The organism is Flavobacterium magnesitis (assembly GCF_041729735.1).
Lineage (GTDB): Bacteria > Bacteroidota > Bacteroidia > Flavobacteriales > Flavobacteriaceae > Flavobacterium > Flavobacterium magnesitis.
On record NZ_JBCFQK010000019.1, the window covers coordinates 13,950 to 37,638 of the forward strand.

The following is a 23,689-nucleotide window of genomic DNA, read 5'->3' on the forward strand; positions in this document are numbered from 1 at the left end:
ATTGATTTTATAATTGGACACAATTTAAAATAAAAAGCCTCAAAAACAACCAATCTTACTTGATTATTTTGAAGCTTTAAAATTGTGACCGCGGAGGGGTTCGAACCCCCAACCCTCAGAGCCGAAATCTGATATTCTATCCAGTTGAACTACGCAGTCAAAAAATATAAATTTTTTAAATTCCAAATCCCAATATTGTTATTACATCCAATTGAAATTTGGAATTTTTATTTTGGAATTTAAACCAATAATTTTTTTACAATAGTAGAAACTGTTTTTCCTTCAGCAGTTCCGCCTAGTTGAGCCGAAGCTAATCCCATTACTTTTCCCATAGAAGCAATTCCAGATGCTCCAGTTTCGGCAATGATTTTAGCAATTACAGCTTCAATTTCTTCTTCACTTAATTGAGCTGGCAAGAATTTTTCAATTACAGCTACCTGAGCTAATTCAGGCCCAACTAAATCAGGACGATTTTGTTCCGTAAAAATTCTAGCGCTTTCTTTACGTGTTTTTACCAAACGTTGCAACAATTTAACCTCTTCGTCTTCTGAAATTTCTTCTTTAGAACCTGATGCCGTTTGTGCTAAAAGTAATTCTGATTTTATGGCTCTTAAAGCTTCTAATGCTACAGTATCTTTGGCTTTCATGGCTGTTTTCATTTCATCCATGATTTGTGTTGATAAACTCATTTGTGTTTTTTATTAATAAGCAATAACTGCTTTGTTTGATATTGTTTTGAATAAATCGAATTTGATAAGATAGAAATACTTTTTAAAAAGCATTTCCTTTGACTTAAACTCCGTGCGAAGGTAAAAAAAATAACCCGAAAATTAAATGCAATTTTCGGGTTATTATCTATGAAATTAAGTTCACTAATCTACATTATCATGCAAATAAGAATTATTAGAACGCAATTGTAAATCGTTATTACTATCTGTTCCTACTGAAATTCTTGAGTTAGCATTGTTAGTTTGATTGTTAGAAATATCGATACCTAATCTTTTGTAAGCAGGTTCTTTTTCGTACTCATCAATCTTAGAAACGTTATTATGAAATTTATAATTAAATTCTTTTAATTTTTTTCTTCTTTCATCGGCTCTTAAACGCAAAGTTTCTTCAATTGTCATCTCAATAGGAGAAATATCTTCAGCATTTGAAAAATCTTCTGGAGCTATTTCTACTTTTTTCATAGTAATGTTTAACTCCTCTGGAATTACTTCTTCTACCACTTTTGAAACTGGTTTTGAAGCTAATAATTCATTTTCAGCATCCATATATTCTTCAAGAGAATACTTGATAATTCCTTTGTCAGACAACTCAGTAACTGGTACAAATTGTACTGCTTGATTGACTTTTATCTCTTTGGTTTCATTTGTCAATTCAAAAAATACTTTTTCTTCTTTTTCCTGAACTGGCTCTGGTTTAAACAAAGGCATATCAAAAGAAATAGAAGTTTGTTCTTGTTTTTCGATTGCTTTTGGTTGCTCAATAATTAGTTGTTGTTTTACTTCTTCTACTTTTGGTGTCGAAAATGTAAATTCTTCTTCTTTAATTGGCGAAACTATTTCGAAAGTAACATCTATATTTTTAATAAATTCAGACATTGCCATCAATTCTTCGTTTCCCTCAACCGGAACGATTGGAGCTGGAGCAGTAGCAACCACTTCTTCTTCATCAATTAAATCAAAAACTACTCTATCTTCCGTTTTATTTACTGGATTATCGATATTTAAATCAAAACCTGCAACTGTATTATTACTTAGATTATGAACACTTCTTTGCTCATCTTCCAACGTGTGAATGATTTTTTTTGGTTCTGTATTTACAATTCCGTTTTGTTGTTCAATATCAAATCCAGTTGCAATGATAGTCACAGCAACAGCATCACCTAATGTATCATCTTCACCAACTCCCATGATGATATTAGCGTTATAACCTGCTTCACTTTGAATGTGGTCATTAATTTCACCAATTTCATCTAAGGTAATTTCGTTTGATCCAGAAACGATGAGCAACAATACGTTTTTGGCTCCTGTAATTTTATTGTCATTTAATAACGGAGAATCTAAAGCAGCAATAATAGCTTCTTTAGCTCTGTTTTCACCTGAAGCTACAGATGAACCCATGATAGCTGTTCCGCTATTTGCTAATACGGTTTTAGCATCACGTAAATCGATATTTTGAGTATAGTGATGCGTAATTACTTCGGCAATTCCTCTTGAGGCTGTTGCCAAAACTTCATCAGCTTTTGAGAATCCTGCTTTAAAACCAAGATTTCCATATACTTCTCTTAATTTGTTATTATTGATAACAATTAATGAATCGACTTGTTTACGCAATTTTTCAATTCCAATAAGCGCTTGCTCCTGACGCACTTTCCCCTCGAAAGTAAACGGCAAGGTTACAATACCTACAGTAAGAATTTCTCTTTCTTTAGATAATTGTGCGATTACAGGTGCTGCACCAGTTCCGGTACCACCACCCATTCCAGCTGTTATAAAAACCATTTTAGTATTACGATCTAACATCTTTTCGATATCAGCAATACTTTCTATGGCTGATTGTTGTCCTACATCTGGATTTGCTCCAGCACCAAGACCTTCTGTTAGATTAACCCCTAATTGAATCTTATTAGGAACTGAACTATTTTGTAATGCTTGAGAATCAGTGTTACAAACAATAAAATCAACTCCTTTGATTCCTTGCTTGAACATGTGATTAATTGCATTACTTCCTCCTCCACCTACACCTATTACTTTTATAACATTTGATTGATTTTTGGGTAAATCAAATGAAATGCTTCCAAATTCTGAGTTGCTCATCATATTATTTGGTATTTGATATTAATTTATTTTGTCTTTATTCTTCTTCTCTTACTACTCTGCGTTATCTAAAAAATCTTTAATCTTATCAACATAACGATCAAAAAATGAACGTTTAATTTTCTCTCCTGTTGATTCTTCTTTTTTAGAATAACTTTGTGATTCTAGCTGTTCTACTTCTTGTTCATATCGCTCTACAGTTTCAACAACTGGTTCGCGATAATAAACTGCTCTTTGGGCAACAACCTCTTCTTTTCTAATAGCGCTTTGTGTATTATTACAAATACTATTCATAACTAATCCCACTGCTGTTGCATATAAAGGACTAGAAAATTCTTCATCTGAATTACCTGCTAAATGCTCATTAGGATATCCAATTCTAGTATCCATTCCTGTGATGTATTCTACTAATTGTTTGATATGTTTCAATTGAGCACCACCACCAGTAAGTACAATTCCAGCAATTAATTTTTTTCTTGGATCTTCATGACCATAAGCTTTTACTTCTGTAAAAACTTGCTCAATTATTTCTACTACACGAGCATGAATAATTTTTGATAGATTTTTTAACGAAATCTCCTTTGGTTCTCTTCCTCTTAATCCTGGAATAGAAACAATCTCGTTGTCTTTATTTTCTCCTGGCCAAGCCGAACCAAATTTTACTTTCAACAATTCAGCCTGTTTTTCGATAATAGAACAGCCTTCTTTGATATCATCAGTAATTACATTTCCTCCAAAAGGGATTACTGCGGTATGACGAATAATTCCATCTTTAAAAATAGCCAAATCAGTTGTTCCTCCACCAATGTCAATTAGCGCCACTCCTGCTTCTTTTTCTTCCTGGCTCAAAACCGCATCAGAAGAAGCTAATGGTTCTAAAGTCAAACCTGATAATTCGATACCCGAACTCTGAATACAACGTCCTACGTTACGTATAGACGATGCCTGACCTACTACAACGTGAAAACTAGATTCTAGTCGTCCACCATACATTCCGATTGGCTCTTTTATTTCAGATTGTCCGTCTATTTTAAATTCCTGAGGTAAAACGTGAATAATTTCTTCCCCTGGTAACATCGCCAATTTATTAACCTGATCAATCAGTAATTGAATGTCATTTCCACCTATTACTTCTTCTGGATTACTTCTGCTGATGTAATCCGTATGTTGAATACTACGAATGTGCTGACCTGCAATCCCTACAACAACATCTTTAATTTTATAACCTGAATTTGTTTCTGCTTCATTAATTGCTTGCTGAATAGATTGAATGGTTTGTGTAATATTATTAACCACTCCTCTAGCCACACCTAGACTTTTGGATTTTCCAACACCCAAAATTTCTAACTTACCATACTCATTTTTCTTGCCTATCATGGCAACGATTTTGGTTGTCCCTATATCTAGACCTACTGCAATATTCTCTTTTTCCATTTTCTATTATTTAGTGCAAACTACTTGTTTTGTAAACCTGAGGTCAATCTTCTTATATTTATACAATGTACTATCTAAAACTGCTTTTTGAAAAAAAGCTTTATAGTTCTTAAATTTTGTTTCAAAATTCATCATACTACCAAACTCAATCTGGTAATCGTAATTCCTATTGAACATTTTTAAGCTAGCATTAGGCATAACCTGAATCGCAATGATGTTTTTTTTCAAAAAGTCATCTTCATGAATCACCCGAAACAATTGTGCTAATTTTTCTGTATTTTGAGTATTAAAATTACCCGAAACCAGAGGAACTCTAGCTGTAAAATTATCCGATAATGGCATCTTACCTCCCTTATAATCAATATAAAAAGATTCTAAATCATCAACCACTCTGGCTACAGGAGTCTTTTGCTTTACAACCGCTTTTAGAACGCCATCAATACTTACAAAAACATCTGATTCGTCAATCATCGCATTTGAATTGAGCTTTCTTTCCAGCTTATTCAAATCTAATTTATCTTTTCCAATGCCTAAGGGGTTACCCTTATTTTCTATTAACAATTTATTAACCGTTTCAGGTTTAATAAAAAGATTGTTTTCTCCTACAAAAACAACGTCGATTTTAGTTACTTTTCGTTTTTCATTTCGCTTTAAAGTGAATGAAAAAAGAAAAACCACCAGTCCTAGCATTAGGATTAATCTGATATTTGTCCAATTAAATATTTTTTTCATCTAAAGCTATTTTAATTGCTCCCACCATTTCACCTATATCGCCCGCACCAATTGTTACTACAACTGGAGCGTCACTTTTCAACATCATTGCTATTAAATCTTTTTTCGAAACTATTTTTTTATTCTCATTATCCATTTTAGACAACAACCATTCCGAAGTTACTCCTTCCATAGGTAATTCTCTAGCTGGATAAATATCCATCAACAATACTTCATCAAATTGCGAAAGACTCTTTGCAAAATCATCTGCAAAATCTTTTGTTCTACTAAACAAATGCGGTTGAAAAACAGCCAAAACTTTTTTATTTGGATACAATTCTCGCACCGCTTGGTGCACTGCATTTATTTCAGTTGGATGATGCGCATAATCATCAATATAAATTAAATTTTCAGTTCTAATTTGGTATGAAAAACGTCTTCTTATTCCTTTGAATGAAGCTAAGGCTTTTGCAATTGCATCGGTTGGGGTACCGAAATTTACAGCCATCGCAAGAGCCATTAAAGCATTCATCAAATTATGTCTTCCTGGTAAACCAAAACGAAAATCTTTTAAAATAGTAGTAGGTGTTTGCACATCAAAAACATAGCTACCATTTTCTATTCTGATATTAAAAGCATTATATACCGCTTCTTCATTAACTCCTACCGAAACTCCCGAAAGAGGCAAATCAGTAGTAATAAACAACCTTCTTTTATCTTCTACTTTATTTGCAAATTCTGTAAACGATTCTTTAATTGCATCACTTGTTCCATAAATATCCAAATGATCCGCATCCATTGAAGTCACACAAGCAATATCTGGATGCAAATGCAAAAAGGAACGATCAAATTCATCTGCTTCAACAACCGTTACGGTTTTCCCACTTCCAATTAAATTTGAATTATAATTCTCTACAATTCCTCCAATAAAAGCCGTAACATCAGCACCACTTTCATGCAAAATATGACCTAAAATACTAGATGTTGTTGTTTTTCCATGTGTTCCTGCCACTGCAAAACAAAAAGTATCCTTAGTAATTATTCCTAAAACTTCTGCTCTTTTTTTAACCTGATAATCACGTTCTAAAAAGAAATTCCATTCCGCATGTGTTTTTGGAACTGCTGGCGTAATAATAACTAAGGTATTTTCGACAAAATAATCTTTAGGAATTAAGCTAATATCATCATCAAAATGAATATCAATTCCACTTTCAATTAACTCATTCGTTAAAATTGTTGGTGTTTTGTCATAACCAGAAACTTGTTTTCCAATATACTTAAAATAGCGCGCCAAAGCACTCATACCGATACCACCGATACCAATAAAATAGACGTTATGTATTTGGTTTAAATTCATTTTTCAATTTCAATGTCAATATCAATGTCAAAATTCAAACTGACATCGCGATCGGATTAATTATTCTAATTTCGTTCTTATAAGTTCAATATTCAAAAACTTGAGTTGCATTTTCACTACCCAATTGTCGTTGAATTTTTTATTATTTTTTTTTTGTAATTGTCATTGTCTATTGCTATTGACATTGACATTGTTACTTAATCAATTTCACAATTTCGTCGGCAATTTGTTTTGTTGCTTCAGGCAAAGCGAGTTTTTTTATATTTTCGCTCAACTGTTTTTGTTTTTCTGGATCTTTCAGCAAGGCTTCAAAAACCAAACTAAATTCAGATTCCAATTCGGATTCTTTGATTAAAAGCGCTCCTTTTTTATCGACAATAGCTTTTGCATTTTTTGTCTGATGATCTTCGGCTACATTAGGCGAAGGAATAAAAATCACTGGTTTCCCCACAATACACAATTCCGACACCGAAGAAGCTCCTGCACGCGAAATAATAACATCAGCAGCAGCATAAACAAAATCCATTTTTTCAATAAAAGCTACTACCTGAACATTTTCTGAATTGTATTTTTTATACTCTTCAAAATACAATTTTCCACATTGCCAGATAATTTGAACATTTTGATCCTGAATACTTTTCAGTTCTTTTTCAATTAACTGATTCACTCTTCTGGCACCTAGACTTCCACCAAGAACCAAAAGCGTTTTTTTATTGGCATCCAAATTAAAATACGCTATTGCTTCTGCTCTTTTATCTTCAATAGCAATCAAATCCTGACGAACAGGATTTCCTGTCAAAATCGTTTTCCCTTTTGGAAAAAATCGTTCCAGATTTTCATAAGCCACACAAATAGTGTGTGCTTTTTTACTCAACAATTTATTAGTAATTCCTGGAAAAGAATTTTGCTCCTGAATTAGTGTTGGAATTCCAAGTGTATTGGCCATTTGTAACAAAGGACCACTTGCAAAACCACCAGTTCCAATAACTACATCTGGCTTAAACTCTTTTATTATTTTTCTGGATTTTTGTAAACTGTTAAACAATTTAACTGGAAACAACATATTTTGCAATGTAATTTTCCTTTGCAATCCAGCAATCCACAAACCTTTAATGGCATATCCTGCTTGCGGTACTTTTTGCATTTCCATCTTATCCTCAGCACCCACAAAAAGAAATTCTGCCTTTGGAAATCGCGATTTTAATTCATTGGCAATTGCAATTGCAGGATAGATATGTCCTCCTGTTCCTCCGCCACTTAATATGAATTTATACTGTTTCATGCTATCAATCTATTTATTTAAAACGGCATTCATCGGATTAGCCATTTTATCTTCTATCGAATAAGACTCGTTTTTTTGTTGTTCTTCGGATGCCAATTCAGCATCAATCAATCGTTGAAGTGCTTCTTCCCTTCTAGCCGCTTCTTTTTGTTCTTGTTCTATTTCTTCTTCTTTTTTGGTTACACCAATGATGATTCCCAATGCGATACAAGTCATCCAGATTGAAGTTCCTCCACTACTAATTAAAGGCAAGGTTTGTCCCGTAACAGGCAATAATTCTACTGCAACTGCCATATTAATCATAGCCTGAAAAATCATTGGAAAACCGAGTCCTATGACGACTAATTTCCCAAAAAGTGTATTCGCTTTATGCGAAGCAATTACGAATCTAAAAAGCAACAACAAATACAAAAACAACACTCCTAAACCACCAATTAATCCATATTCTTCAACGATAATAGCATAAATAAAATCGGAAGAAGATTGTGGTAAAAAGTTTTTCTGAACACTTTTCCCTGGTCCTAATCCGTATATTTTTCCTGATGCAATGGCAATTTTAGCTTTCTCTATTTGGTAATCATCTTCATCTGGTTTATCTGTACTAAAGTTTTCAATTCGACTTTCCCATGTTCTAACCCTGCTAAAAAATTTAGCATCTGGAAACGCTTTGGAAATCAAAACAAAGAAGGTTAAAAATACAATTCCTGAACCCACAATAAATCCGATGTACTTCATTGGATATTTTCCAATGAAGACCAACATTAATATCATCGAAAAAATTAATGCAGTAGTAGAAAAATTCGAAGGAAGAATAAATATCAAAGTGATAAAAACAGGCAACCAAAGCTCTTTTAACGATTCTAAGAAATCAATAGGTGCTGTTCTTGTTTTTGATAAATAACGCGCCACAAATACAAACAAAACCAAAGCCGCAAAAGCGGATGGCTGAAATGAAATCCCCACAAACGGAATTTGAAGCCATCTACTAGCATTAGCTCCGCCAATTACCGTTCCTTTTATCATTGTAATGGCTAAAACTACCCAAACTACAGGCAACAACCACTTAGATATAGAACGAAAATAATGGTAAGGTATTTTATGAACATAGTAAATAATAGCAAAACCACAGCCAATATGTGCCAAATGTTTCAACAAATACCCTAAAGTATTTCCTGTTCCATGACCCAAATAAGCCAAATTACTACTGGCACTAAAAACAGGCATAAAGGAAAACAAGGCCAATAAGGCCACAAATGACCAAATACCTTTATCTCCTTTTAATCTGCTAATTAGTTGTTTCATTTTTTTATTAAGTTATGAGATTTTGTTGTGAGTTGTCTGTTATGAATTATGAGATTTTAAACACATACACTTCTAACTTCCCGCTCCTAACTTCAAACTTTCTTTTATAAATTATGCACCGCATCTTTAAATTGGCGTCCTCTGTCTTCATAGTTTTCAAACAAATCAAAACTCGCGCAAGCTGGTGACAATAGAACAGTATCTCCTTTTTCAGTTAGACGTTGTGCCATAATAACTGCTTCACGCATACTTTGAACCTCTATCATCATATCAACTACATTTCCAAAAGCATCGATAATTTTTTTATTATCTACTCCAAGACAAATAATAGCTTTTACTTTCTCACGAACTAAAGCCATCAATTCATTATAATCATTTCCTTTATCAACACCACCTACAATCCAAACCGTTGGCGTATTCATACTATCTAATGCAAAAAAAGTAGCATTTACATTCGTTGCTTTAGAATCATTGATGTATTGTACATTTTGGATTTTCAATACTTTCTCAAGACGGTGCTCAACACCTTGAAAATTTGATAGACTTTCGCGAATTGTTGCTTTTCTAATTTGCATCAATTTAGCTACAGAAGTTGCTGCCATTGCATTTTTTAAATTATGTTTTCCTTCCAAGGCAATTGATTCTGTTTCCATTTTAAATTCCTCTTGATTGATTATTGCTTCCATTGTGTTGTTTTTTATAAAGGCTCCTTCTTCAAATGTTTTTGTCAATGAAAAAGGAATTAATTTTGCTCTTGTTTTGTTCTTTTGTAACCATTCTGAAATTGCTTCGTCATCTGCATCATAAATGAGATAATCCTCTTCAGTCTGATTCATTGTTATTCTAAATTTCGAATCAATGTAATTCTCATATTTATAATCGTATCGATCTAAATGATCCGGACTAATATTCGTTATAATTGCGATATGCGGCTTATAATTTATAATTCCATCCAACTGAAAGCTACTCAATTCCAGCACATAACTATCGTACTTATCTTCGGCAACCTGCTCGGCAAAACTTTTCCCAATGTTTCCTGCCAAACCTACATTCAATCCTGCCGATTGAAGTAAATGATAAGTCAACATTGTTGTAGTTGTCTTCCCGTTACTTCCTGTTATTCCTATTGTAATCGCTTTAGTAAAAGGAGCCGCAAATTCTATTTCAGAAATTACCGGAATCCCTTTTTCGACTAGTTTTTTTACTATCGGCGCTTTCTCTGGAATTCCCGGGCTTTTCATCACCACATCAGCATTTAAGATTAAGGATTCTGTGTGTTTTTCATCCTCCCAATCGATACCGTTTTTTATAAGAACTTCTTTGTAACTTTCTTTTATTTTTCCAAAATCAGATACAAAAACATCGCATCCTTTTTCTTTTCCTAAAATGGCTGTTCCTACTCCGCTTTCTCCTCCTCCTAAAACTACTAATCTCATACTATCTTAATTTTAAGGTAACAATAGAAAGTATCGCTAACATGATGGCCACAATCCAAAATCGGGTAACAATCTTACTTTCATGATAGCCTTTCTTTTGATAATGGTGATGTAATGGCGACATCAGGAAAATTCTTCGGCCTTCGCCAAAACGTTTCTTGGTATATTTAAAATAAGCTACTTGCAAAACCACTGAGAAATTTTCGACCAGAAAAATTCCGCACAATAAAGGAATCAATAATTCTTTTCGAACAGCTATTGCTAAAACCGCTATAATTCCTCCAATAGTTAAACTTCCTGTATCTCCCATAAATACCGATGCAGGATACGAGTTATACCATAAAAACCCAATGAGCGATCCCACAAAAGCAGCAATAAAAACCGTCATTTCTCCCGAATTAGGGATATACATTATGTTGAGATAATTAGAAAAAATGATGTTTCCCGAAACGAAAGTAAAAATGGCTAATGCCAGTACTGAAATAGCCGAAGTTCCTGCGGCGAGTCCATCAATTCCATCAGTTAAATTAGCTCCGTTTGAAACTGCTGTAATAATGAAAATTACAACTGGAATAAAGATAATCCAAGCCCATTTTTCATATCCTTCACCTGTCCAGGCTAACAATTCAGCATAATCAAACTCATTATTTTTAAAGAACGGAATTGTAGTTGCTGTTGATTTTTCTTCAATAGGAGCAGGTCTTATCACTGTTTCTGTAGTCAGTTTAAAAACATCTATTTTTCCAGTATCAGTACGAACCGTTACCTGCGGATTGAAATACAACACGCTTCCCACAATTAATCCTAATCCTACCTGACCAAAAACTTTAAAAATCCCTTTTAAACCTTCTTTGTCTTTTTTGAAAATTTTGATATAATCATCAACAAAACCAATAGTTCCCATCCATAAGGTAGTTACAATAAGTAAAACGATATAGATATTGTGCAATTTGGCAAACAAAAAAACAGGAATCAAAGTAGCAAAAATGATAATCAAACCACCCATAGTAGGCGTACCTGCTTTTTCATTTTGACCAGCCAATCCTAGTTCACGAACCGTTTCTCCTACTTGCTGCCTTTGTAAAAAACTAATGACTCTTTTTCCGTAAATTGTAGACAACAACAACGAAAGAATAAAGGCCAATGCCGATCTAAAAGTGATGTACTGAAAAACTCCTGTTCCAGAAAGATTCAATACTTTGTTGAAATAATCAAATAAATAATACAGCATATTTTTACTATTTATGAAGTTGGTCTAAAATTTCTTTTACAATTTTCATATCATCAAAATCAGTACGAATACCTTTGATTTCCTGATAGGTTTCATGTCCTTTTCCTGCAATTAAAATAATATCATTTGGCTGAGCCAATTGACAAGCAATTTTTATAGCTTGTTTTCTATCTGTAACTGCAAAAACCTTTTTATGATTTTGCGGCGGCACTCCTGCTTCCATTTCGCTAATAATAACATCCGGATCTTCATCTCTGGGATTGTCTGATGTTAAAATGGTTTTGTTACTCAAATCAGATGCAATTCCAGCCATAATTGGTCGTTTTGCCTTGTCTCTATTTCCACCGCAACCTACAATTGTAATTAATTGTTCGTTTTTAGTTCGAACTTCATTGATGGTTTTTAATACGTTTTCTAAGGCGTCCGGAGTATGTGCATAATCAACTATTGCAGTAACATTCGAATCAGAAACAATGTATTGGAATCGTCCAGAAACACTTTCTAATTCTGATAATAAACGAAGCGTTTCTAACGAATCCATACCTAATTCGATAGCCGTTCCATAAATAGCTAATAAATTGTAAGCATTAAAAACACCTATAAGTTTCACCCAAACTTCATTGCCTTCAATTTTCAGCAATAAACCTGACAATAAATTTTCTAAAATTTGTGCTTTGTAATCAGCATAAGATTTTAGTGCGTAGGTTCTTTTTTGAGCTACTGTATTTTGCAACATTACCGCACCATTCTTGTCGTCAATATTAGAAATAGCAAAGGCAGTTTTTGGTAAATTGTCAAAAAATGATTTTTTAACATCTCTATATTCTGCAAAAGTGGGATGGTAATCTAAATGATCGTGCGATAAATTAGTAAAAACACCGCCTCTAAAATGCAAGGCTTCGGTACGTTTTTGATGAATTCCATGCGAACTCACTTCCATAAAACAGTATTCTACGCCTGCATTAATCATCTCATTCAAAAAATGATTAATTGTAATGGAATCAGGTGTGGTATGCGTTGCTTTGTATTCTACTTCATCAACCAATATTTTTACAGTAGAAAGCAAACCTACTTTGAATCCTGCTTTTTTAAACAATTGATACAATAAAGAAGCAATTGTAGTTTTCCCGTTAGTCCCTGTAATTCCAACTAATTTTAATTTTTCAGAAGGATTTCCAAAATAATTAGCGGCCATAAAAGCAAGTGCTTTGTTAGTATCATTTACTTGTACATAAGTAACCTCATTAACAAATTGCTCAGGAAAAGTATCGCAAATTATGGCTTTAGCACCTAAATCGATGGCTTTTTGAATATAATCATGTCCGTCTGAAATTGAACCACGAATGGCTACAAACACATCATTAGCTACAATTTTTCTAGAATCGAAATCTAATTTACCAATAGCAATATCAGTCGAACCGTGAACAGCTTCGATTGCTACTTTATATAATATGTCTTTTAATTTAATCACAATAATTCTAATGTTATAGTTGTGTTTTTTATAATATTTTGACCTGCCTGTAGCGACTGATTTTTCACTTTTCCAATACCTTTTGTTCTAACATGCATTCCTAAATTTTCTAGCAAAGCAATGGCATCCATTCCTGGCATTCCCTTAACATTAGGAATCAATTCCTGTGATTTTTGAAGTTTTGCAAAATATTCGTTATAATTTTTCTCTTGCTTTGGAATCTTTTTATCCAGTTTTTTGATTTCGTTTGTCGAAGGAACTTCAGTGAAAATCTTTTGTGCAATTCGTTTAAAAACCGGACCTGCAACACCAGCTCCATAAAAATCACCTTTTGCTGTACTTGGTTTATGAACCACTACTATACAAGAATATTTTGGTTTATCCGCCGGAAAATACCCCACAAAAGAAGAAGCATAATGCATTGGAGTACCGTCTCTTTTTCCATAGTTTACCTGAGCCGTTCCTGTTTTACCAGCCATAGAGAAATCTTTAGAATACAATTTAGACGCTGTTCCTCTTTTGACTACATTTTTCAAAACCTCTTTTAATTTCAAAAGTGTTTCTTGCGAACAAATTCTAGGATTAATCACTTCAGGTTCCATTTTTTTGATGGTTTTGTTCCATTCTTTGATTTCAGAAACAAATTGTGGTTTTACCATCACTCCATTATTTGCAACAGCATTATAATAAGCTAAAGTTTGCATTGGCGTAACCGAAACTCCGTATCCAAAAGCCATCCATGGCAATGAAATATTAGACCAGTTTTTATCTGTAGGTTGCGGAATAAACGGTCGTCCTTCTCCTTTAAAATCCATATTCAATCGCTTATTCAATCCATAGGAATTAACACGGTTAACAAACTTAGACGGATTGTTTTTATAATTATCATACACCGCTTGAACCATCACTGTATTTGATGAAAGTTCAAATCCACGAGCCAACGAAATTTTTCCATAACCACCTACATGCGAATCTCTAACCGACTTACCTGAATATTTTATTATTCCCTCTTTTGTATCATAAACTGTACTAGTATCGGCCACTTTATCCTCCAGAATAATCATTAAATCAACTAATTTAAATGTAGAACCTGGCTCATGAGATTCTGCTACTGCGTAATTAGTAGTTTCGTAATATGTTCCATCGCTAGCTCTTCCTAAATTTGAAATCGCTTTTACTTGACCTGTATGGGATTCCATCACTACCACACAACCGTGATCGGCTTCATAATCTTGTAATTGTTTCAATAAAGCGTGATGCGCAATGTCTTGAATGTAAACATCAATAGTCGAAATAACATCATATCCATCTTGAGGATCTACTTCGTTTATATCACGAATAGGTTTCCACTGTCCTTTGGCAATTTTTTGTTTTAGAATTCTACCATCTTTCCCATTCAAATAATCTTTGTAAGCCCATTCGATTCCTTTTCCGTCCGAATGTCCTTCTTGATATTTTCGTTCGTAACCAATAGTTCTCTCGGCAATTTTTCCAATAGGATGTTCGCGGACTGTTTTTTGATCTACAATGATTCCACCTTTGTAAGGACCTAATTCAAATAAAGGAAAACTCTTTATTTTCATATAATCGGTGTAGCTCAAATCTCTGGCAACTAAATAATAACGATTATTGTTTGCTCTTGCTTTTCTCAGTTCGTTTTGATAATACCCCGCAGATTTCCCTAAAATAGTCGCTAATGAATCGGCTAAAGCATTTACATTTTGCTCAAAAGCTTCTTTTTTTGGAGCCAAAGCATCAAAACGAATAATGTATTTTGGTATCGAAGTCGCAAGCAAACTTCCATCAGAAGAATAAATATTTCCTTTATTCGCAGGGATAACAAATTCTCTAACGGTTCTTTCCTTTGCTAATTCTCTATAATAATTTCCTTCAACCCATTGGATATTGGTCAACTTAACAGCAATTGCAATTGCCATTAAAAAAATAGCAAATGCAACTAGATAAATTCGGTACGATATGTATTTATCATCTACTGCCATAATTTCTTTAGGAGACTTTTCTCTTCTACATTTTTCACTTTTATCTTCACTGGGGGCACTGTTGATGGAAAAATTTCTTTTTCTAACATTTTTTCAGAAACCGTAGACTCCATTCGCAATTTCATCAATTCGGAACGTCTGTCTACAAACTCCGAACGCATTTCTTTTACTTCAGAAGTTAATTCGGCTATTTTAAACACTTTTTGCTCGTAACGCTGTGTATTGGCAATCATAACTATGGCAAGAACAATCAAAAAAACAATAAAACGCCAATTCTTTATCGCATCATCATCGATTAAAAATCTCGCTTTTAATAGATTATAAATACTCGTTTTCATTGTTCTTAATTCTTTTCGGCAATTCTTAACTTGGCACTTCTTGCTCTATTATTAATCTTAATTTCTTCGTTATCCGGAACAATTAATTTTCCAATTGTTTTGAATGGAACTGAAAAATTTCCAAAAAAATCACGTTCTGGTTCTCCTTCAAACATTCCGTTTTTCATAAATCTTTTCACCAAACGATCTTCCAACGAATGATAAGAAATCACACTTAATCTTCCTTGTGGATTCAAAATCTCCAATGATTGTTCTAAAAATTCTTTCAAAACATCCATTTCCTGATTTACCTCAATACGAATGGCCTGATAGATTTGGGCTAATATTTTATTTCGAACTCGTTCTGGTAAATATTTCACTAAAACTTCTTTCAGCTCATCGGTAGTTTTTATTGGTCGATTTACTCTGGCTTCAATAATTGTTCTTGATAAAGCCGGAGCATTTTTTAATTCACCATAATCATAGAAAACTCTTCTCAAATTAGCGTCATCGTATTCATTAACTACCTTATAAGCATTCAGATCATTTTTTTGACTCATTCTCATATCCAATTCAGCATCAAATCGAGTTGAAAAACCTCTTTCTGGCACATCAAATTGATGAGAAGAAACCCCTAAATCGCCTAAAATCCCATCAACACTTCTTGCTCCGTGAAAGCGCAAGAATCGTTTTATATGTCTAAAATTCTCATTAATCAATACAAATCGCTCATCAGGAAGTGCATTTACTAATGCATCTTCATCCTGATCAAAAGCGAACAATTTTCCATTTGGACCTAATCGTCTTAAAATTTCTTTCGAATGACCACCACCACCAAAAGTCACATCTACATACACTCCATCAGGCTTAATATTTAAACCATCTACTGTTTCTTTAAGCAAAACTGGATTATGATATTCCATTGTTGTCGTCATTTATATTACCCATTACCTCTTCAGCCAAATCTGCAAAATCAACTCCATCATCTATTGACTGCTCATACAAATCTTTATCCCAGATTTCCACAATATTCACCGCAGATGAAAAAACAACATCCTTAGCAATACTAGCAAAATTCACCAAATCCTTAGGCACTAATAAACGCCCCAAAGTATCAATCTCAACTACCTTAACACCAGCAGTAAACTTGCGAATAAAATCGTTGTTCTTTTTTACAAATCGATTGAGTTTGTTGATTTTTTGCATCATCAAATTCCACTCTTCCATTGGATACAACTCCAAACAAGGCTGAAACAAGGAACGCTTCAAAACAAAACCGTCTTGAAGAGAGGCAGCCAATTGCTTCTTTAAAGGAGCAGGTAATAAAACCCTTCCTTTAGCATCAACTTTACACTCATATGTTCCTACAATTGTATTCAAAAGAATCGCTTTAAATGATATAGAGCAAAAATATAAAAAATTTTACCACCTTTTACCACTTTCTACCACTTTGTTGATAAGTTTACCCACTTCTACCATAAAACCCTTAATTTTTAGACTATCAGAACGTTAGCTAATTCTCTTTTATCACATCTTTCAGAATTCAATTCAAAAAAACAAGCGGGAATATGAAACATTTTTCAATAATAAAACAGCCCTTATTTTTACAAAAAAAGACTAGTCACCCACTAACACAACTAAGCTGACGGTTTATAAGCACAAGTGAAATCTGGAATATTATCCTCAAAAAAAGTTTTCAAAAACTCATTTTAACTGATTATATCCTATATTTGTCGAAATTGAAATTCGCATTCAAACGCATGGAAAAAAACTATAAAAAAGAAGGCAGATACAGCTATTACGAAGCAGGCGAAGGAATTCCTATTGTCATTTTACATGGATTAATGGGAGGCTTAAGCAACTTTGATGGCGTAGCTCGTTACTTCTCTGACAAAGGATACAAAATCATCATACCCGATTTACCAATATATACACAAAGCTTACTAAAAACTAACGTAAAAGCGTTCGCTAAATACGTAAAAGACTTTATCACTTTTAAAGGTTTTGAAAGAGTTATACTTTTAGGAAATTCATTAGGAGGACACATTGCATTGTATCATACTAAAATGTATCCTGAAAAAGTAGCAGGCCTTGTAATAACAGGAAGTTCAGGGCTTTACGAAAGCGCTATGGGCGACAGCTATCCTAAAAGAGGAGACTACGAATACATCAAGAAAAAAGCTGAAGACGTATTTTACGACCCAAAAATTGCCACGCCAGAATTGATTGACGAAGTATATGCAACGGTAAATGACCGTATCAAATTAATCAAAACTTTAACCATTGCTAAAAGTGCCATCCGTCATAATATGGCCAAAGATTTGCCAAAAATGCACGTTCAAACTTGTATTATTTGGGGAAAAAATGATAAAGTTACCCCTCCGGAAGTAGCAACAGAATTCAATAAATTATTACCCAATTCTTCTTTATACTGGATTGACCAATGTGGTCATGCAGCGATGATGGAACACCCAGACGAGTTCAATAATTTATTAGAAGACTGGCTAACAAAAACTAATTTAAAAGTTCCTACGCTGTAAAAACAGCTTTTTACATAAACAAAATATGAAAATCAATACCGCCGAATTCGTAATTAGCAACTCAGATGTAAGCAAATGTCCTAAGGATTTTTTGCCCGAATATGCTTTTATAGGCAGGTCGAATGTGGGGAAATCATCATTAATAAACATGTTGACTAACCAAAAAAAATTAGCCAAAACATCTGGAAGACCAGGAAAAACACAATTGATTAATCATTTTTTAATAAATAATAATTGGTTTCTAGTCGATTTACCTGGATATGGTTATGCTAAAGTATCAAAGAAAACCAAATCAGTTTTCCAACAATTCATTACCGATTATTTTGAAAAAAGAGAACAATTAGCCTGTGCATTTGTATTAATCGATATTCGTCATGACGCACAAGCCATTGATATTGAATTTATGAGCTACATGGGCGAAAGCGAAATTCCTTTCTGCATTATTTTTACCAAAGCAGACAAAATTAGTAGAGTAAAAATTGAGTCTCATGTTGCTGCTTACAAAAAACAAATGTTTGCTAACAACTGGGCCGAAATGCCACCTTATTTTGTAACTTCTTCTACAGAAGGAACTGGAAAAGAAGATTTATTAAGTTATATTGACGAAGTAAATCAAGAAATCTTCAAAAACAACAGCGGATTCTAAATTTCAATTTTAAAAATTCCAAATACCAACTATAAAATACAAAAATCCCAAATTCCAATTGTTAAACTTGGAATTTGGGATTTTTTTGTTAGAATTTTCAACACTTATTTCGTCAACTCTAATTTTTCTGCAAAGTATTCACAAAAATCTTTCATAGTTGCTGCCATTTTTTCGTCACCTGTTGCACGGTGAAAAGTATCCGACATCGCTACTAAAGTTTGGTGAAAGAAAATTTTCATTTCGTCTACCGGCATATCCTTTGTCCACAAATCAATACGCATGCTTTCTTTCACTTTACTATCCCAAACAGATAACATAATTGCTTTTGACTCTTCTAATTCAATTCCGCCATCTTTTGCCGTCCAATACAATTTTTCTGGAATGCGGTTTTCATCTAATTCTACTAGAAAATTAATTTCTGATTTATTTTTATCTGACATTACTTTTTAGGTTTATATTTTGATTTTTCAAAAATTTCTTTTGCACTAGTGTGCATTAATTGCGGCAAAGATACTTCATTATTTTTCATATACGAACGAACAATTTGCCATCCTATCCACGCTCCCACTCTTCCTGGCGACTCATTATCGATTTCCAAATAAAACTTAGAAAATGGTGCCGGGCTAATAAAACGAGGAATTAATTTAGGATCATCATTATACAACAACTGGTCTTCAATAAAATAACGCCACATGTAACTTTCATTTTCTTCACACCATTGCAATTGTTCTGACGTATATCCTATTTTGTCTGAATCATTATAATTAGGTAAAAGCATGTCTTTTAGATATAATTCTTTTCCAACATAAATCATCGCAGCTAAAAAACTTTTTTCTTTTGAAGGGGGAATTTGGCTTTTAGCAAAACTTTCTACCACATCAGGCAAAAGTTGTTGCGGTTCAAAATTTTGCTTAATATAATCAGGAAACTGATAGAATTTATGTTCCTTACCTAAATACATTTCGAGAGAAATAATCAATAAACTATCTGCATAAATTACTTTATTATTATAATCCATTTCAGAAATGACTGTGAAAACTTTTGGCGTTTTTGTTTTTGGAAAATAATGTTTTATGTTTTGAAAAGTAGTTTCCAATTGGGCCTTACACGAATCAAAGTTGGAAAACTTCTTTTGAACTTCAGTATACAATTCTCTCCAAAGCGGATTTTGCATTTTGTCTAACCAAACGGCATCATCATTTCCAGCTGGAAAGAAAAAAGGAAACTCTTTTTTAACTTTTGTTAAGTCCTGAGGCTCTGTTTCGAAAAATATTTTGTCGAATCGAATCACTTCTAATGCTACTGGAATTGCCTCTGCAGAATTCTCTGTTTTATTTTTAGTATTGCAAGACAAAAAAAAGAACGACAGAACTAAGAAAATTACACAAGTTTTCATTTTATTTTAATTAAATTTGCACCATTAAATCAGGATAACCAGTATGTTACCAAAATTTTGTGCAAAGATACGTTCCTGATAGCTAAAATATGAACTATTATGTCTAAAAAAACGACGATAAACGTTGATCAAGTAAACACCCAGATTGTCAATTGGTTAAAGTCTTATGCCGAAACTGCAAAAGTTAACGGTTTTGTGGTAGGAGTTTCTGGTGGTGTGGATTCGGCAGTAACCTCAACTTTATGTGCTCAAACTGGATTTCAGGTATTGTGTGTAGAAATGCCTATTCACCAACACGAAAGCCACGTAAGCCGTGCTAAAGAACACATTGAGCAACTTAAAAAACGTTTTGCAAATGTAAGTAGTGTACATACTGATTTAACACCTGTATTCGAAACTTTTAAAAGTCAAGTGCCTACTGATTTTGAAGAAAACAAACTAAATCTAACACTAGCTAATACCCGCGCTAGATTAAGAATGACTACTTTATATTATTATGCAGGAGTTCACGGACTTTTAGTTGCAGGAACAGGCAATAAAGTAGAAGATTTTGGCGTTGGTTTCTTTACTAAATATGGAGATGGAGGAGTTGATTTGAGTCCGATTGCTGATTTGATGAAATCGGATGTTTTTGCATTAGCTGAATATCTAGAAGTTCCAAATTCAATTTTAGTGGCACAACCTTCAGATGGTTTATTTGGTGACGAAAAAACAGATGAACAACAACTAGGCGCTTCTTATGACGAATTAGAATGGGCAATGCTTGAAGACGAAAACAACAATGACTCAACAAATTATACAGAAAGAGAGAAAAAAGTGTTTGAAATCTACAAAAAACTCAACACAATCAACCAACATAAGATGAATTCGATACCTGTATGTGTTATTAATCGGATTTAATACGATTTTATCCATAAAAAATAGTACAATTCCTTTTTTTTATCTAATTTTATATATACATTTCACACAAATACAACCCTAAAAAAAAAAATCATGATTAAAGTTTGTCTAGCCGATAATTTTCCGGTAGTGCATTTTGGAGTAAAATCGTACTTCAAAGACCATGCAGACATATCAATGACTGCCAATGTTGGTAGTTTTTTGATGATTCGAGATATCCTCTTAACTAAAGAAATAGACGTTTTAGTCTTGGACTTAGAATTAGAAGGACTTTCGAGTATTTTCGAAGTAAAATCGCTTTTGAAAAGTTTCCCTAAAACAAAAATTATTATTTTTAGCGGACTTTCTGAACAAATTTATGCTCCTAATGCTATTAAAGCTGGAGTTTCTGGATATGTTCATAAGAAAGAAAAATTAGAGACTTTAGGACAATCTATAATCAAAGTTCATCAAGGTAAAATTATCATGAATGAAACGGTTAAGAAAAACCTAGCTTTAATTGCTAAACAAAGTAAAAGCGAACGCTTGTACCGTAAACTTTCAAATCGTGAAGTAGAAGTTTTACGTTACTTAAGTGGAGGAAAGAAAAACCACGAGATTGCTGAAATCTTAGGTTTGAACGAAAAAACCATTAGTACTTACAAATTACGTTTGTTAACTAAATTAAATGTTACCAACTTAGTTGATTTAGTAAATAAAGCTAAAAGTTTAGAGATCGTTTAATTAAAAACGAGACATGACTCTACCGAGTTTTTTTGAAAAAGCTCGAGTAAGTTCATTATAATCTCTAATCATCATTAAAGACTCCATATTATCCTGATCAGGAGATATGGAGTTTTTTAATTCGTCTATAATTCGCCCCACTAAATACCATCTTAAGGTTAAAATAGTCTCAGACACATTTTGACTTATAGTATCTTGCTTGCTTTTTGGAAAAATATTTTGCCCTTCCCAATCGTGCATGACTAATCGTTCGTCTTCCATCAAAATATCAGTTACTTCCTGAGCATATTCTGCCGGCAAATGCATTAAATACTGTTCTAAACTGAACGTATCATTTTGAAGATAATGATTAATTAAATCGTTAAATATGGTACGGAACAAAGGATTAGCTAATTCAACTTCATCTTCTTGCAAACTCAGATAAATCCTTTGAAAAACCTTATAGGATTTCATTTCGCTAACATGTTCTATTTCGCCATCTTCATTAGTTTTCATCAAAACATCTTCAAAAAGTTCTGTTTTGTTTCCATACAAAAGCAAAATTTCAATTATTTTTCGTTCTAAACGATATAAAACATCTACTTTTTCTGTAGGCTCGCTTGGATATCCCAGTTCTCCAGGATAATCCTGTGGCGGTCCAAATCTAGGGTCTTCTGGATCTCCTCCTGAATAGCCCGTATTTTTTTGGTTTTGGTTTCTATAAACTTCAAAAGGTTTTTGTTCCTGCTTTTGCTTTTTAGCAACTTCAGCAACATCTTTTTGAATCAACTGAGCTAAAGTACTAATAAGCACTTGCTCCGAAATATCCATAATTCGGGAACATTCCTGGATATAAACTTCGCGCTGAATACGATCTGGAATTTTAGAAATACTTTGCACCATATCCCGAATCAAATCGGCTTTCTTAATAGGATCATTCTTGGCTTCATCCATTAACAACGAAGCTTTAAACTGAATAAAATCCTTAGCATTGTTTTCTAAATAAGCCACCAAATCATCATGTGATGTTTTTTTAGCAAAACTATCCGGATCTTCTCCATCAGGAAAAGTACAAACTTTCACATTCATTCCTTCCTCCAGAATCAAATCGATTCCCCGAACAGAAGCCCGAAGTCCAGCAGCATCACCATCAAAAAGAACGGTAATATTTTTAGTCAAACGATTAACAAGTCTAATTTGATCTGGAGTCAAAGCCGTTCCTGAAGAAGCCACCACATTTTCAATTCCCGCTTGGTTAAACTGAATCACATCCGTATAACCTTCAACCAAAAAACAATTATTTAATTTAGCTATAGATTGTTTGGCTTGAAAAATACCATACAAAACTTTACTCTTATGGTAAATTTCACTTTCAGGGGAATTGAGGTATTTAGCCGCTTTTTTATCATTAGTCAAAATTCGACCTCCAAAACCTAAAATCCTTCCAGACATACTCTGAATAGGAAACATCACACGGCTTTTAAATCGATCAAAAGGACGATCTTCTCTTGGAATAGTCAAACCAGTACTTTCCAAAAATTCCAGTTTATAGCCTTTGCCCAGCGCTTCTTTAGTGAAAGCATCCCAGGTTTCTGGAGAATATCCTAAACTAAATTTCTTAATCGTTTCGGTAGTAAATCCTCTTTCTTTAAAATACGAAAGTCCAATAGCCTGCCCTTCTTCGGTATTTAAAAGTGTTTTATGGAAATAATCTTTTGCAAATTCAGAGACCAAATACATACTTTCTCGTGCATCAGTATTGGCTTTTTCGGCATCTGTTAATTCCGTTTCCTCAATTTCGATATTGTATTTTTTAGCCAAATAACGAATGGCTTCCGGATACGTAAAATGCGAGTGTTCCATTAGGAAAGCCACCGCATTTCCGCCTTTTCCCGAGCTAAAATCTTTCCAAATTCCCTTGGCTGGCGATACCATAAAGGATGGAGAACGCTCATCAGAAAACGGACTCAATCCTTTAAAATTACTTCCTGCACGTTTTAATTGGACAAAATCGCCAATAACCTCCTCAACTCGAGCAGTTTCGAAAACAGTATCTATGGTCGCTTTTGAAATCAATTTTTAAGGTATAAAGTTGGAAAGCATCAAAGATACAATATCAATGGCAATTTTCAATTTCAATGA

21 protein-coding genes and 1 tRNA gene are annotated in these 23,689 nt (G+C 33.5%); 4 read left to right on the forward strand and 18 right to left on the reverse strand.

Annotated elements, in window-relative coordinates; all coding sequences use genetic code 11:
- Window positions 1–85: 85 nt before the first annotated feature.
- From AAGV33_RS12440 to mraZ, 15 genes are all read right to left on the reverse strand, one after another.
- Window positions 86–159 (reverse strand) — tRNA-Arg (locus AAGV33_RS12440).
- Window positions 160–239: 80 nt separating this feature from the next.
- Window positions 240–689 carry a GatB/YqeY domain-containing protein gene (locus AAGV33_RS12445; RefSeq protein ID WP_373392350.1) on the reverse strand — a complete coding sequence of 150 codons (450 nt, stop codon included), beginning with the start codon at window positions 687–689 and terminating at the stop codon, window positions 240–242.
- A 183-nt stretch (window positions 690–872) separates the two neighbouring features.
- On the reverse strand, window positions 873–2,825 hold the full coding sequence (ftsZ, locus tag AAGV33_RS12450; RefSeq protein WP_373392351.1) for a cell division protein FtsZ: 1,953 nt from the start codon (window positions 2,823–2,825) through the stop codon (window positions 873–875).
- A 51-nt stretch (window positions 2,826–2,876) separates the two neighbouring features.
- Window positions 2,877–4,256: a cell division protein FtsA gene (gene ftsA / locus AAGV33_RS12455; protein ID WP_373392352.1), complete on the reverse strand. Its 1,380-nt coding sequence runs from the start codon at window positions 4,254–4,256 to the stop codon at window positions 2,877–2,879.
- 6 nt (window positions 4,257–4,262) lie between these two features.
- Window positions 4,263–4,988: a cell division protein FtsQ/DivIB gene (locus AAGV33_RS12460; RefSeq protein ID WP_373392353.1), complete on the reverse strand. Its 726-nt coding sequence runs from the start codon at window positions 4,986–4,988 to the stop codon at window positions 4,263–4,265.
- Complete coding sequence (gene murC, locus AAGV33_RS12465) at window positions 4,972–6,324, reverse strand: UDP-N-acetylmuramate--L-alanine ligase (protein ID WP_373392354.1); 1,353 nt, start codon at window positions 6,322–6,324, stop codon at window positions 4,972–4,974. Before murC ends, AAGV33_RS12460 begins: the two co-directional genes overlap by 17 nt.
- 193 nt (window positions 6,325–6,517) lie before the next feature.
- Entirely contained in the window at window positions 6,518–7,606 is a 1,089-nt protein-coding gene (murG, locus tag AAGV33_RS12470; RefSeq protein WP_373392355.1) for an undecaprenyldiphospho-muramoylpentapeptide beta-N-acetylglucosaminyltransferase, read from the reverse strand.
- Between the two features lie 9 nt (window positions 7,607–7,615).
- On the reverse strand, window positions 7,616–8,908 hold the full coding sequence (locus AAGV33_RS12475) for an FtsW/RodA/SpoVE family cell cycle protein (protein WP_373392356.1): 1,293 nt from the start codon (window positions 8,906–8,908) through the stop codon (window positions 7,616–7,618).
- Between the two features lie 104 nt (window positions 8,909–9,012).
- On the reverse strand, window positions 9,013–10,344 hold the full coding sequence (gene murD / locus AAGV33_RS12480; RefSeq protein WP_373392357.1) for a UDP-N-acetylmuramoyl-L-alanine--D-glutamate ligase: 1,332 nt from the start codon (window positions 10,342–10,344) through the stop codon (window positions 9,013–9,015).
- A gap of 1 nt (window position 10,345) precedes the next feature.
- Window positions 10,346–11,575, reverse strand: coding sequence for a phospho-N-acetylmuramoyl-pentapeptide-transferase (gene mraY, locus AAGV33_RS12485; RefSeq protein WP_373392358.1), 1,230 nt, complete (start codon window positions 11,573–11,575; stop codon window positions 10,346–10,348).
- A 7-nt stretch (window positions 11,576–11,582) separates the two neighbouring features.
- Window positions 11,583–13,043 (reverse strand): UDP-N-acetylmuramoyl-L-alanyl-D-glutamate--2,6-diaminopimelate ligase, encoded by a 1,461-nt coding sequence (locus AAGV33_RS12490; RefSeq protein WP_373392408.1) that lies wholly within the window; start codon window positions 13,041–13,043, stop codon window positions 11,583–11,585.
- A complete protein-coding gene (locus AAGV33_RS12495; protein ID WP_373392359.1) occupies window positions 13,043–15,046 on the reverse strand; it encodes a penicillin-binding protein in 2,004 nt (667 codons plus the stop codon). The genes AAGV33_RS12490 and AAGV33_RS12495 overlap by 1 nt, the downstream gene beginning before the upstream one ends.
- Window positions 15,037–15,384 (reverse strand): FtsL-like putative cell division protein, encoded by a 348-nt coding sequence (locus tag AAGV33_RS12500; RefSeq protein WP_373392360.1) that lies wholly within the window; start codon window positions 15,382–15,384, stop codon window positions 15,037–15,039. Before AAGV33_RS12500 ends, AAGV33_RS12495 begins: the two co-directional genes overlap by 10 nt.
- A 5-nt stretch (window positions 15,385–15,389) precedes the next feature.
- Entirely contained in the window at window positions 15,390–16,298 is a 909-nt protein-coding gene (gene rsmH / locus AAGV33_RS12505; RefSeq protein WP_373392361.1) for a 16S rRNA (cytosine(1402)-N(4))-methyltransferase RsmH, read from the reverse strand.
- Window positions 16,273–16,743: a division/cell wall cluster transcriptional repressor MraZ gene (gene mraZ / locus AAGV33_RS12510; RefSeq protein WP_373392362.1), complete on the reverse strand. Its 471-nt coding sequence runs from the start codon at window positions 16,741–16,743 to the stop codon at window positions 16,273–16,275. The genes rsmH and mraZ overlap by 26 nt, the downstream gene beginning before the upstream one ends.
- Window positions 16,744–17,123: 380 nt before the next feature.
- On the opposite strand from mraZ, the gene AAGV33_RS12515 reads away from it, so the two are divergent.
- The gene (locus AAGV33_RS12515) at window positions 17,124–17,903 is read left to right on the forward strand and encodes an alpha/beta fold hydrolase (RefSeq protein ID WP_373392363.1); all 780 of its coding nucleotides are present in this window, start codon (window positions 17,124–17,126) and stop codon (window positions 17,901–17,903) included.
- 25 nt (window positions 17,904–17,928) lie between these two features.
- The gene (yihA, locus tag AAGV33_RS12520; RefSeq protein ID WP_373392364.1) at window positions 17,929–18,549 is read left to right on the forward strand and encodes a ribosome biogenesis GTP-binding protein YihA/YsxC; all 621 of its coding nucleotides are present in this window, start codon (window positions 17,929–17,931) and stop codon (window positions 18,547–18,549) included.
- A gap of 104 nt (window positions 18,550–18,653) precedes the next feature.
- Here the strand turns inward: yihA and gldC are convergent, their stop codons facing one another.
- Entirely contained in the window at window positions 18,654–18,989 is a 336-nt protein-coding gene (gldC, locus tag AAGV33_RS12525) for a gliding motility protein GldC (protein ID WP_161644288.1), read from the reverse strand.
- Window positions 18,989–19,945 (reverse strand): gliding motility lipoprotein GldB, encoded by a 957-nt coding sequence (gene gldB / locus AAGV33_RS12530; protein WP_373392365.1) that lies wholly within the window; start codon window positions 19,943–19,945, stop codon window positions 18,989–18,991. The genes gldC and gldB overlap by 1 nt, the downstream gene beginning before the upstream one ends.
- A gap of 99 nt (window positions 19,946–20,044) precedes the next feature.
- Between gldB and nadE the strand changes: the two genes are divergently transcribed.
- The gene (gene nadE / locus AAGV33_RS12535) at window positions 20,045–20,845 is read left to right on the forward strand and encodes an NAD(+) synthase (protein ID WP_373392366.1); all 801 of its coding nucleotides are present in this window, start codon (window positions 20,045–20,047) and stop codon (window positions 20,843–20,845) included.
- 93 nt (window positions 20,846–20,938) lie between these two features.
- On the forward strand, window positions 20,939–21,568 hold the full coding sequence (locus AAGV33_RS12540; RefSeq protein WP_373392367.1) for a LuxR C-terminal-related transcriptional regulator: 630 nt from the start codon (window positions 20,939–20,941) through the stop codon (window positions 21,566–21,568).
- Here the strand turns inward: AAGV33_RS12540 and dnaG are convergent, their stop codons facing one another.
- Window positions 21,569–23,623 carry a DNA primase gene (dnaG, locus tag AAGV33_RS12545; RefSeq protein WP_373392368.1) on the reverse strand — a complete coding sequence of 685 codons (2,055 nt, stop codon included), beginning with the start codon at window positions 23,621–23,623 and terminating at the stop codon, window positions 21,569–21,571.
- Window positions 23,624–23,689 lie beyond the last annotated feature (66 nt).